This window comes from Streptomyces sp. NPDC127190 (genome assembly GCF_042672505.1).
GTDB lineage: Bacteria > Actinomycetota > Actinomycetes > Streptomycetales > Streptomycetaceae > Streptomyces.
Map to the genome: position 1 here is coordinate 50,907 of NZ_JBHXVE010000024.1, position 12,146 is coordinate 63,052.

A 12,146-nucleotide genomic window follows, 5' to 3' on the forward strand; every position below is an offset into this window, starting at 1 on the left:
GCTGCCTCAACGTGTCTTCAACGTGTCTTCAACGACGGCCGTCGTAGGGGCGGCCCGCGCGTTCCCGGCCGCGCCGCAGGTCGGCGCGGAGCAGCCGGGACATCGGCTCCAGAAGCCGCCGCGCCAGGTCGTCCAGGTCGATACCGGCGTCCTGCGGTGCCGGTGCCGGTGCCGGTGCCGACGCCGGGGCCCTGCCGGGCGCGGGCGGTGCGGAGGCCGACCGCTGTCTCCCGCGCGCGGGCACCGCCGCCCCCGGAACCCCACCCGCCTTGCCGGCCCCGTCCCGCTGGACGACCGGCGCCGTCGCCGCGCGGCCGGCGCGTACCACGGGCACGGGCGGTCCGGGCGAGGCCACCGGCACCGGGCGGTCCGGCAGGTGCAGCGGCCCGGCCGACGACTCGGCCAAGGGCAGCACCGGCGGCCGCGACACCGCATCCGCCCCGCCCACCGCCCGCTGAACGGGAGGCTCAGGCCGTACGACGGGAAGGGCCCGCCGAGCCGCGGGGCGGCTGGGGCCGCCGGGTGACGGGGGGTCGGTAGCCGGGGTCGCCGACGGGGAGGGATACGGCAGCGCTGCCGGGGGCGTGCGGCTGCCCGACGGCGGGAGCGCTGTCACCGGCCCGGCATCGGCGACCGGGGCGGGATGGCTCGGCGGGGAGGCGGAGGAGGCCGCTGGCATCGGTGCCGGGCCGTCTGATGACGTCCGGTGCGGGAGCGCCGGCGCGGGGCCGGGGCCGGGGGCGGCCCGCTGTACCGGCGGTGCGGCGGCATGCGCGGGGACACTCCGGGCCGGTCGCGCGGATGGGCCCGATCCCGCGTTGCTCGGTACGGCGGGTGGGGGAGCCGGTGCCGCGGTCGGTTCGCGGCGCCAGGACGCGGCCACGACCGGGTGCACGGGGGCGCGGGGCGTGGCAGGCGGCGCGAAGCCGTGCGGCGCACGGGTGTTGAGCGTCAGCGGACGCGCGGCGAGCAGGGCCAGGGCACGGGGCGCGCCCGGCGCGACGCCCGAGCTGCGCCGCTGCACGGTGTACGGCGGCCGGCCGATGACACCGGGCGTTCCCGCGGTGCCCGGACCCGCCGGCCGCGCCGGTCCCGAGACCGCACGGGCGACGACGACCGGGCCCGGCGCGCCGTGACCACCGGAGCGCGGACGGTCCGCCGGTGACGCACCGCGCGCACCAGGGGCAGCCCGGTCGGCCGGCGAGGGCTCCGGGACGGACAGGGACTGCGCCGGTCCGGGCCCTGCTGTGACGACCGGCGGAGTGCCGTCAGCCGTCGAGGGACCCGGCAGCACGGCCGAGGGGTTGCTGGACGCGGGTGAAATCCCGCTCTTCTCCGCGGAGTTGCCGGACAGGCCGGGGCGTCCGGTGTCCGCCGCGCCCAGCAGGGGCGCGCTGCCGGAGCGCACGGTGACCGGCCGCCCGTTGGAGCTGGGGGAGTGGGGTGGAGCGGCAGTGGGGGGCATCGCGGGCAGCGGCGCCCCCAGTCCGCCCCGGTGCCGGGCATCGGCCGGCGCGGGGGCAGGGGTCTCCGGCTGTCGCCCGGTGAGCGGGAGTGCGGCTGGTGCCGTGGGGTGGTGCGGGTCTGTGGGTCGGCCGGTGGCCGAGGGGTGTGCGGTGGGCGGCACCTCGGTCAGGGGTGCGCCCAGTGCGCTCGGGTGTCGGGTGTCGGACAGCGCGGGACCGGCTGGTGCGGGGGCAGGGGTCTCCGGCTGTCGCCCGGTGAGGGGGAGTGCGGGTGGTGTCGTGGGGTGGTGCGGGTCTGTGGGTCGGCCGGTGGCCGAGGGGCGCGCGGTGGGCGGCAGTTCGGGCAGGGGCGCGCCCAGTCCGGCCCGGTGTCGGGTGTCGGCTGGCGCGGAGGCCGGGCCGGGGGTGTGCGCCTGCTGACCGGTGAGGTGGAGCGCGGGTGATGCCGTGGGGTGGGAGGGGTCTGCCGGTCGGCCCGTGGCCGAGGGGCGTGCGGTCGGTGGCATCGCCGGCAGCGGCGCCCGCAGTCCGCTCGGGTGCCCGGCGTCGGCCGGCGCGGGGCCAGGTCCGAGGGGGAGCGCGGGTGGTGCCGTGGGCTGGGGCGGGTCTGTTGGTCCGCCGGTGGCCGAGGGGTGTGCGGTGGGCGGCAGTTCGGGCAGGGGCGTGCCCAACGGGGCTCGGTCGATCCGTCGCTCCGGGGAGTCGGGGCGAGAGGTGTCCTTGGGGGCCGGCTCGGTGGTGATCGAGGGCGTCGCGTCCGTGTCCGTGGTGCTGTCCGTGCCCCTGCCAGGGGCTGCGCCACGCCGGACCTCGGGCTTCAGGGCCGGGATCCGGCGTACGGGTTCCGCCGACCGCCGGGCAACCGTGAGTGAGGGACCCAGCGGCCGGGGCCGTACGGCATCGGCGCGTTGGGCGGTGATCGTGGCCCTGTCCGGGCCGCCCGCCGGAGCCGGGCCCGCCGTTCCGCCGCGCGGGGCGACCCGTACCACGGCGATCCGACGGACCGGTGGAAGTTCCGGCCCCGCCGCCGGGCGGCCCGGATCGGCGGGGCGGACCACCTGATCGGCGGGCCCCGCTGCGGCCCGCTGGACGGCCGCCGCGCCGGGCGCGTGACGGTTCGCGGTCGGGGCCGAGCGCTGCGGTGCAGCAGGCGCCGTACGGCGACGCGCGGGGGCCGTCGTACGAGAGGAGTCGCCCGGTCGGCCGGCGGATTCGGCCGGTTCCTCGGTGTCCGGGCGGACGGCGGCCCGCAGCAGCAGTGGACCGCCGTCGGCGTGGTGGCGGGTGGCGGGGGCGGTGGCCCGCTGGGTGACGCCGTGCAGCAACCCCGCCGGGGCGGAGGGCAGCAGCGCGTGGCCGAGGCCCGCGTCGAAGGCCGGGTTCTGCCAGGAGGCGAGGCCCGCGCGGAAGGCGAGGCCGTCGCTGACGCCGATCGGGGCGCGGGCGACGGTCAGCGTCGGCGGCGGGGCGCTGCGCCACCCGCCGTCCCAGTCCCCCGGCACGGACGCGGACGCGGGCGCGACGACGGAACCGGAACCCGCATCGGACTCGGGGGCGGGGACGGTGCGCTCCGCCGTGCCGGTCGCCGCCGCGGCCCGGCGGCGCAGGGCGTGCCACCATGCCATGAACTCAACCGCCCTCGTTCATCCGGGTGTTGATACGGGCGATCTCGGCCACCCAGGTCTGCCGCTCGGCGTGGGTGAGGTCGAGGATCTCCTCGCGCTGCCAGTGGAAGTGATAGGCGACGTACGCGATCTCCTCCCGGAGCCGGGGGAGCGCGTACGTCACGATTCCCCCAGGCGCCCACCCGAGAGGTCCACCTCGAAGGCGCCCTCGCAGTGCGGACAGGTCACCGCGGCACGGGTGTGCCCCTCACTGTTGACCCGGCGGTAGAAGTCCTGGAGGAACGCCACATCGGTGGCGTACATCCGTTCCACGATCCCCGCGTGCACATCGGTGATGGCGCCGAGCCGGGTGATCACCTGGCTCAGCAGCACCACGCTCAGATACGCCGGGTTCTCCTTGACCCGCAGATCGATCTGCGGCCGCAGCTCGTCGCGGGCGGTCGCCAGCCGCATCGCGCCGTGCCGGTGCAGGGTGCCCGCCTCGTCCACGTACCCGCGCGGCAGCTCGAACTCGAACTCCGTGCGCAGGCCGTGCTCCCGTGGTGTCGGGGAGGGGGTGGCGGCGGGCGGGGTGGGCGGCTGCTCGGCGGCCGGGGCGGGCGCCGTCGCCTCCAGGATCTCCTCCAGGCTGCCCGCCGTGACGGTACGGCGCCTCATTCGACGACGATCTCCTCGAACACGATCGTGACGGACTCGGTGGCCGCGGCCGACTCACCGGCCTTGAGGGACGGCCCCTCCCAGCGGGAGGCCCAGCCGTTCATCAGCTGGATACGGCGGACCGTCTCGCCCTTGCTGTCCTTGATCTCGATGGTCAGGTTCTGCCGGGCGGTGTCGACGGCACCGTTGTTGAGCGTTTCCTTGATCCACTTGGTGAACTCGCTGCTCTTGTCGAGTCCCCGGGTGATCGTGATCTCGCCGGCCTGGCGGGCGCCGGGCTGCTTGCGGATGATCTGCTTGCCCTCCGAGCTGACCTGCCGTACCTCGACGACCTCCTCCTCGACGGTCAGCCCGCTGATCTCCTGGATGGACTCCACCAGGTATCCGCCGAGCTGCACGCCGAAGACGTGGGTGGAAAGAGCATCGCCCTCTGCCATGACTGTCTGTCACCTTTCCTTGGCCGACCCGCGGGTCACTCGTCGATGAGGCTGGTGCTGTCGGAGAACTGGGCCAGCCGGAACACCACGAACTCGGCGGGCTTGACGGGGGAGACGCCGATCTCGCAGACGACCCGGCCCTGGTCGATGGAGGTCTGCGGGTTGTTGTCGCGGTCGCACTTCACATAGAACGCCTCCTCGGCGGTGCGGCCGAAGAGCGCGCCCCGGCGCCATTCCTCGGTGAGGAACGCGGTGACGTTGCGGCGGATGCTCGACCACAGCCGGTCGTCGTTCGGCTCGAAGACCACCCACTGGGTGCCCAACAGGATGGATTCCTCGAGGTAGTTGAAGAGACGCCGTACGTTCAGATAGCGCCAGGCCGGGTCGGAGGACAGGGTGCGGGCGCCCCAGATCCGGATGCCGCGGCCGGGGAAGGCGCGCACGCAGTTCACCCCGATCGGGTTGAGCAGGTCCTGCTCGCCCTTGCTGAGCCGGATCTCCAGGTCCACCGCGCCCCGGATCACCTCGTTGGCGGGCGCCTTGTGCACCCCGCGCTCGGCGTCGCTGCGCGCCCACACACCGGCGATGTGTCCGCTCGGCGGAACCGTCGCGGTGCGGCCGGCCGCCGGGTCGAAGACCTTCACCCACGGGTAGTAGAGGGTGGCGTACCGGGAGTCGTAGCCGGCCTCGTCGTTGCGCCAGGTCCGCACCTGCTGGGCGGTGAGCCCGGGCGGGGTGTCGAGGACCGCGACCCGGTCGCCCATCTGCTCGCAGTGCGAGATGACCGCGAGCTGGACGGTGCGCACGCCCTCGGCGTCGATGTCACCGCGCTGGTAGGCGCCCATCAGGTCCGGGACCGCGACCATGGTGATCTCGTCGATGGCCTCCAGCCCGGCGAAACCGGTGCGGGCGGCGGCGTCGCCGACGTACTCGGCGGGGTCGGTCCGGGAGACCTCGCCGGCGGCGGGACCCGCGGGAGCGGCCGGCGCGTCGGGCACCGCCACCGTCTGGCTCGCGGGCCGGGCCGGGGCGGCGTCCTGCTGCTCGGTCACCTCGACCAGCCGGGAGGCGCGCAGCTGGGTGACCACGTACCCCTTGACGTTCTTGCGGGTGGAGACGTCGTACGACTCCACCACCTGGTCGCCCTGACGGACCAGCAGCTTGAACCGGTCCTCGGGCGGGTTCTCGCCGTCCGCGTCGGCGACCTCCACCGACACCCCGGTCGCGCCGGGCCGCGCCGTCACCAGGAAGCCGCCGAGCGCGACGGGCTCCGCCGCGCGGATCTCCCGGGGCCGCCGGCCGCCGTCTCCCGCGGCCTCGGAGCCGGCCCCGGGTCCGCCGATCCGCACCACGTAGGCCGCGCCGCCGCCGTTGGCGAAGTAGCCGTACACGGCGTGCGCGAGGTAGGCGCCCTCGACGAAGCCGCCGAACAGCTGGACGTACTGGTCCCAGGTGGTGACCAGGGTCGGTTCGTGGAACGGCCCGGTCCCGGCGAACCCGACGAACGCGGCGACGGCGGTGCCGACCCCCTCGATCGGGCGGGCACCGGACTGCACCTCCTCCACGTACACGCCCGGGGTGAGGTACGTCGGCATGCTCGCTCCTTTGTGGTCCAGCGTGGTCACCTGCGTCGATGCCGAGTCTCCGAGGCGGGTCGGGCGCGGCGACAGGTGCGCGGGTACCTCGCCGGGGGCAACCGCGCTGCCTTTCCGGACGCCCGCCCGGGCCGTCCGGGCAGCACGGCCGCCGCGCAGGGTGGTTCCGGGCAGCGCGGCCGCCGCGCAAGGAGCTCCGGGCGGCACTCGGCGGCGGATGTGTGCAGGACCGGCCGGAGGGCTGTGGTCAGCCCTCGCTCAGCACATCCCGGGTCCACGGGCCGAACTCGCTCTCCAGCACCAGCCGGCCGAGCTTGCGGTACTCCTGGGCCACCGCCGTCACCAACTGCCGCATGCCGAGCGGCTGTCCGGACTCCGCCGTGAGATAGGCGGCGGTCACCGCGCAGGCCCGGATGGAGCCGCCGGCCAGCTCGAAGCGGTCCGCGCAGAAGCCGAGGTCCAGATCGGCGGCGCGCGGCAGCCGCTGCCCGAGACACCGCTCCCACAGGGCCAGCCGCTGGGCGGCGTCCGGCACCGGGAAGTCCGCCACCACGTCGAGCCGCCGGGTGAACGCCTCGTCCAGGTTGGCCCGGAGATTGGTGGTCAGTACGGCGATGCCGTCGAACGACTCCATCCGCTGGAGCAGATACGCGGACTCGATGTTGGCGTGCCGGTCGTGCGCGTCCTTCACCTCCGCCCGCTTGCCGAAGATCGCGTCGGCCTCGTCGAAGAGCAGGACCGCGTTGACCGCGGAGGCCTCGGTGAAGATGCGCTCCAGGTTCTTCTCGGTCTCGCCGACGTACTTGTCGACGACCGTGGACAGATCGACCACGTACAGGTCCATCCCGAGGTCCGCGGCGACCACCTCGGCGGACATGGTCTTGCCGGTGCCGGACTCGCCCGCGAACAGGGCGATCACCCCGCGTCCCCGGCCGCCGCCCGGACGCATCCGCCACTGCCCGAGCACCTGGTCGCGGTGGCGGGCGCGCACCGCGAGCTCACGCAGCCTGCGGTGGGTCGGCGCGGGCAGCACCAGGTCGTCCCAGCCGACGCCGGGCTCCACCCGGCGGGCCAGCCGGGCGAGCCCCGCGCCGTTCTGCGCCCGTACGGCGGACCGCAGGTCGTCGGCGGTGACCGGGCGGCCCGCCAGCGCGGCGGCGCGCACCGCGGCCCCGGCGGCGCGGCGCAGCTGCCCGCCGTCGAGACGGTGCGCGGCGACCGCCCCGGCGAGCGTCTCCGTGTCCCCGACGACGCTGGCGCCGGCCCGGTCCAGGGCGTGCCGCCAGCGTGCCGCCCGCTGTGCGGCGGAGGGCGGGCCGACCGGCAGGACGACCGGGGTGTCGACCGCCCACGCCGGGTCCCAGCCGTCCACCCCGTGGGTGAACAGCGGGATGCCGCGCAGTGCCGTGCACAACTCCCGCACCGCACCCGCCCGTTGGGACGGCTCCGGCGGCAGCGCCGTCAGCGGGCCGAGGACGACGCCCGCCCCGGTGAGCCGGGCCTCAAGCGCCGCCACCCGGGCGAGCACGGGCAGGTCGCCGGCCCGCCGGGCGAGTGCCGCCGCGTCGAGCACCAGCGGCCGCAGCCCGGCCGCCCGCAGCGCCGCGACGGCGAGGCCCTGCGGATCCCCGCCCCGATCGAGCAGATGCACGAACTCCGCCCCCGACCGAACGGCCGCAGCAGCCCGCCCCACATCCCCCGGCTCCCCGCTTCCGGCTTCGGTCCCTGCCGGATCACCGTCGACCACCTCTTCGAGGGAACCCTCCCCGTCCAGCACCCCCGTGAGCCGGGCGTCCGGGTGGGTGTCACCCAGCAGATGGGCGGTGACCCGGTCCGGGACGGTCAGCGTGCGGGACAGGACCGGCCGGTCCGGCTCGGTGATCTCCAGCAGGCCGTTCGCGATCAGGGGCGCCGCGGGGGAGAGCCGGAACCGGGCGGTCGACGCGGCGGCGCACCCGCACAGTTCCAGCGCCAGCCCGACCGTCGGCCGGCGGCGCGTCAGATCGTCGTTGAGATAGCCGTACAGGCGCTCGAACCGGGCGTCCAGATCGGGGGCCACCGCGACCAGCAGCAGATCCAGGTCCAGCGGCGACAGCGCGAACCGCGCGGCGAGCGTGCCGAGCACGGAGCCGGTCGGCGCGGGCAGCGGGGTGTGGCCCGGCAGGCCGGGGCCGGCCGGCGGGTCCAGGATCCGCTGCACGGCCTCGGGGGAGAGGTACTGGCCCCGGTACGGATCGTCGGGGTCGGGATCGACGGCGCGGCGGGCCGCGACGGCCTCCCGCACCCGCTCCTCCACGAGCCGCAGCCGCGCCCACAGCGGCTCCACGGAGACGGCCGTGCCCGCCTCGGCGAGGTCCGTCACGGCTGTCGTCCCCTCCGGCGCCGGGCGGGGGCCGGGCGGCGCTCGCGCGGGCCGCCGAAGCCGTCCCGGCCCGGGTCGCTCACGTCCCGGTACCGCAGTCGGCGTCCGGCCTCCGGATCGCCCGCCTCCTCACCCCGCAGCCCGCGCCCCGCCTCCGGATCGCCCGTCTCCTCGCCCGTCAACCTGCGTCCGGCCTCCGGATCGCCCGCCTCCGCATCGCTCTCCCCGGTGCGGTCGGCGGAGCGCATCACGAGGCCCTCCGTCACCGGTGGCGCGGCCGCCCTGCTCACCGCGGCGAGCGGGGCGCGCACCCGTACCCCGAGCGACGCCCGCAGCTCGCCGCCGAGCGCCGACCACACATCGCAGGCGGCGGGCGCGTCGAGTTCGGCGCCGGAGGTGTCCAGGGACACGGTCAGGCCGAGTTCCGCGAGCGTCCCGGTGAGCAGCCGCTCCGGCAGCGTGTCGGTGGCCACGAGCGCGGCCAGCACCTGCGAGAGCAGCCGGTGTTCGTCCTGCGGGCGGCTCGCCCAGGCCGTGACCAGGTAGGTCAGCTCGAACCAGCGGGGCGGGGTGCGCCGCGCCACCACATACCCGTCCGCGTCGTACACCTCCCCCGCGCCGCTGCCGCGCCGGGACGTGTCCTCCCGGATGTCGTAGAGGAAGGCACAGACGGTAGGCGCGGTCCGGCGCGCCGCCCAGTCGCGGGTGGGCGCGTCGAGGACGACCTCGACGCCGGACGCCTCCAGCCCGGACTCGGCGAGCAGTCCGCGCAGTGCCTCGTCGACCTCGTGGATCACCGGCGGGTCACCTCGTCGGGCGGCTGCACGCTGCCGGTCACCACCAGGAAGTCCGTCTTCACCGGGGAGAATCCGGGGCCCCGCGCGGTGATCGTGCGCGGGCCGGTCTGGTCCTTGGCGAGGATGAGCAGCTGGCCGATGAACGTGCCGTCCGGCTTCGGCACGGTCGGTACGGCGGCCGCGGTGATCCCCGGCTTCCAGGTGAACCGCACGGGCACCCCGGGCGGGAAGTCCTTGCCGCGTACCGAGGTGACGAAGCCGGGCTTGCCGATCGGCGGGACGGCGACGATCCGCGGCTGGAGGATGCGCAGCGTCGTACGGGCCGTGTTGTCGCTCCGGTCGGCGTCCGTGCCGGTGGTGGTGAGGACGCCGGTGACGCGGCCGGTCAGCGCCCGGTCGGGGGCGAGTACCACCTGGACGACGGTCCGGCCGCCCGGTGCCAGGTCGGGCAGCGCGCACCTCCACGAGGTGTCGCAGCCCGGCGGGGGCCCGCCGTTCGGTATCCCGGCGGGCAGCCCGAGCCGCAGCCGCAGCCCGGTGGCGAGCGCGTTGCGCCCGTTGCGCACGGTGTACGTCACCACGACCCGGCCGCCGACGTAACCGGGGTTCGGCTGGGCGGTGACCTGCACCCCGGGTCCGGCCTTGGGCGCGGGCGGCGCGGGCGGCGCGGGCGGCGCGGGCGGCGCGGGCTTCGGCGTCGGCCTGGGCGACGGGGGCGGGGTCGGAGTCGGGTGCGGCGGGGTGACCGGGCGCACCGGCACCACGGTCCGGGCGGTGTTGTCGCCGGGCGCGGGGTCGATGACGCTGCCGGTGACCGACCAGTCCACCGGCTGCGCGCCGGGGGTGTGCCCGGTCAGGGTCACGGTCACCGGCACGGTCCTGCCGGGCGGCACCACCCCGAGGTTGCACTGGAGGGTGATGGCGGCACAACTGCCGCCCGGGAGACTTACCTTGGTGACCGTCACACCCGGCGGGGGAGCGATGGTCAGCCGGGTGCCGGGGGAGGCGGCCGGGCCGTTGTTGACCACGTCGACGCGGACGTCCCGGGCGGTGCCGACACGGGTCGAGGGCACCGCGACCGGGGCGTGCACGGCCAGGTCCACGGACTGCTGGACGCTCGGTTCCTTCTGCCGCCCCGGCAGCTCGGTCGTGATCGGTGACACGCGGCCGGTCCTGATGTTCAACCGGTAGAGCTTCTCGGGGCAGTTGACCGGCTGCTTTTCGCGGGCGGTGAAGACCAGGTTGGTGCCGTCCGCCTTCCAGGCCGCGTCGCGCGGCTGGTGCGGGCCGGTGACCGTGGTGTCCGGCAGCGCCCGGTGGCAGCCGTCGGCGGTGTTCCGCGCGGCCTCGGGCAGCAGCACCCGGCAGTCGGTGCCGGACACCGAGGTGAGCAGCAGGCCGTTGCGCTCGTCGACCAGGCCGCCGCCGTTCTTCCGGTTGAAGGCGATGAGACGGCCGTCCGGGGAGAAGGCCGGGCTGTCGTCGATGACCGCGCACGTGCCGGGGCAGATCGCCGAGCTGAGGTCCCGCTGCCGGTCGAGGGCGCTCACCGGCACGGTCCAGATGTGCTTGTTGCCGCCGCGCCCGTCGATCACCTCGTTGCGGGTGAAGGCGAGGGTGGTGCCGTCGGAGGACCAGGTCGGCTGGGCGTCGCCGCCGGTCTGTTCCCCGGCCGGCGGCACGATCTCGTGGACGATCGCGCCGGTTTCGGCATCGGCGATCAGGACGCGGCTGAGACCCGGGGCGGAACCGGAGCCGCCCGGCGAGATCCGGGTGAAGGCGAGGTACCTGCCGTCAGGGGAGAACGCCGGGTCGGTGTCCCGGTCCTGCGGCCCGCGTCCGGCCAGCGGCATCGCCATCTGGTGGGTGCCGTCGGCGTCGACCGTCCAGATCCGTTCGATCCGCCCGGCCGCCCCGTCCTCGAACCGGGTGACCACGATGCGGCGGCCGTCCGGGGTGTAGGTCTGCCGCTCGGTCCACGGGTCGTACCCGGCGGCCGGCTGGAACAGCGGGTCCTTGGCCGGGTCGGTGTTCGTGTCGGCGGCCGGGTCCTCATTCAGCAGGGTCAGCCCGAGGTCGCGCGGATCGCTGCCGTCCCGTCGTACGTCCTGGAGCGTCACCACGTGCGGGCCGAGCGCCGAGATGCGGTCCACCACCGCGTATCCGCCGGACGACGGGCCCACCCAGGTGGCCGTGCCGACCGCGCGGTCCTCGCTGAGCACCAGCTGAGGGGTGTCCGCGGAGTGCGCCGGCACCCGGAACACATGGTCCCAGTCGCCCTCGCAGGAACAGGTGCGGTTCGGGCTGAGGAACAGCACCCCGTCCCCGTCGGGCAGCCAGGTCGCCCCATGGGTCTGCCACTGTGCCTGCTCCCCCGCGAGGAGCGGCTGGTCCCCGCCCGCTCCGCCGGTCACCCGCAGCCGCGGACCGGTCGTCCGGTCGGCGGTGAAGGTGTACGCGACGAGGTCCCGGTGCGCCGCGTCGCCCACCGGGTTCCACACGGGCTCGGTCGCCTTGCCGCCGAGCGTCCCGGTGATCCGGGCCGGGGTGCCCCCGGTCAGCGGCCGGACATAGATCTGCGGCCCCGCCGCCGGATCGGCGTCGGCGGAGTAGGCGAGCCGCCGCCCGTCCGGCGACACGGTCGGACTCTCCTCGTCGTACGGCGTGTCGGTGAGCCGGGTCAGATGGGTGCCGTCGGTGTGCACCAGCCAGAGGTCGCGCTGCTTCCTGCCGTCCGGGCCGCCGGGCTCCGCCGAGTCGAACACCACCGCCCCGCCGTCCGGCGTGAGCCGTGGATGCGCCGCGTCCCGGCCGTCGGTCAGCTTGCGCACCGTCCCGTCCGGGGCCCGCAGATAGATCTGCGGGCGCTTGTCGTCGCGGCGGCTGGCGAACACCAGCGTCTCGCCCAGCGCCGACGGCTGGATGTCGAAGTGTGCCGGGCCCGTCCCGAACAGGGGCTCGCTGGACGTCGTCTTGACGACCCGGCCGAGGCTGCGGTGCGCGGTGCCCGCGTAGGCGATCCGGGTGGCGGACGCGTCGGCCGGCGCCGCCGCCGGCTGCGGTTCGGCGTGGCCCGGCCCCGAGGCCGCCGTCACCGCGCACAGCGGGACCAGCAGCAGCAACGACGCGCCGAACCTCCGCAGCCGCTGCCGTCCGCCGGGGTCAGCGGTGCCGTTCACGGTCCACCTCGCAGTCTCGGAACACCTG

General features: G+C 75.7%; 8 protein-coding genes. All 8 read right to left on the reverse strand.

What is annotated here, in order from left to right:
* Nucleotides 1–28: 28 nt before the first annotated feature.
* Nucleotides 29–3,091 carry a hypothetical protein gene (locus tag ACFVIU_RS29790; RefSeq protein WP_385846285.1) on the reverse strand — a complete coding sequence of 1,021 codons (3,063 nt, stop codon included), beginning with the start codon at nt 3,089–3,091 and terminating at the stop codon, nt 29–31.
* Nucleotides 3,092–3,095: 4 nt separating this feature from the next.
* Entirely contained in the window at nt 3,096–3,254 is a 159-nt protein-coding gene (locus ACFVIU_RS29795; protein WP_385846286.1) for a DUF6760 family protein, read from the reverse strand.
* On the reverse strand, nt 3,251–3,748 hold the full coding sequence (locus ACFVIU_RS29800; RefSeq protein WP_385846287.1) for a hypothetical protein: 498 nt from the start codon (nt 3,746–3,748) through the stop codon (nt 3,251–3,253). The genes ACFVIU_RS29795 and ACFVIU_RS29800 overlap by 4 nt, the downstream gene beginning before the upstream one ends.
* On the reverse strand, nt 3,745–4,185 hold the full coding sequence (locus ACFVIU_RS29805) for a phage tail protein (protein ID WP_385846288.1): 441 nt from the start codon (nt 4,183–4,185) through the stop codon (nt 3,745–3,747). The genes ACFVIU_RS29800 and ACFVIU_RS29805 overlap by 4 nt, the downstream gene beginning before the upstream one ends.
* 35 nt (nt 4,186–4,220) lie before the next feature.
* Complete coding sequence (locus ACFVIU_RS29810) at nt 4,221–5,780, reverse strand: phage tail sheath family protein (protein ID WP_385846289.1); 1,560 nt, start codon at nt 5,778–5,780, stop codon at nt 4,221–4,223.
* A 247-nt stretch (nt 5,781–6,027) separates the two neighbouring features.
* Entirely contained in the window at nt 6,028–8,142 is a 2,115-nt protein-coding gene (locus ACFVIU_RS29815) for an ATP-binding protein (RefSeq protein WP_385846290.1), read from the reverse strand.
* Nucleotides 8,139–8,939, reverse strand: coding sequence for a DUF4255 domain-containing protein (locus ACFVIU_RS29820; RefSeq protein WP_385846291.1), 801 nt, complete (start codon nt 8,937–8,939; stop codon nt 8,139–8,141). The genes ACFVIU_RS29815 and ACFVIU_RS29820 overlap by 4 nt, the downstream gene beginning before the upstream one ends.
* Complete coding sequence (locus ACFVIU_RS29825; protein ID WP_385846292.1) at nt 8,936–12,118, reverse strand: hypothetical protein; 3,183 nt, start codon at nt 12,116–12,118, stop codon at nt 8,936–8,938. Before ACFVIU_RS29825 ends, ACFVIU_RS29820 begins: the two co-directional genes overlap by 4 nt.
* Nucleotides 12,119–12,146: the final 28 nt, after the last annotated feature.

Bases quoted from the DNA above. Each gene is read 5' to 3' on its own strand.
- ACFVIU_RS29790 (WP_385846285.1), bottom strand. From the start codon at position 3,091: ATGGCATGGTGGCACGCCCTGCGCCGCCGGGCCGCGGCGGCGACCGGC.
- ACFVIU_RS29800 (WP_385846287.1), bottom strand. From the start codon at position 3,748: ATGAGGCGCCGTACCGTCACGGCGGGCAGCCTGGAGGAGATCCTGGAG.
- ACFVIU_RS29805 (WP_385846288.1), bottom strand. From the start codon at position 4,185: ATGGCAGAGGGCGATGCTCTTTCCACCCACGTCTTCGGCGTGCAGCTC.
- ACFVIU_RS29810 (WP_385846289.1), bottom strand. From the start codon at position 5,780: ATGCCGACGTACCTCACCCCGGGCGTGTACGTGGAGGAGGTGCAGTCC.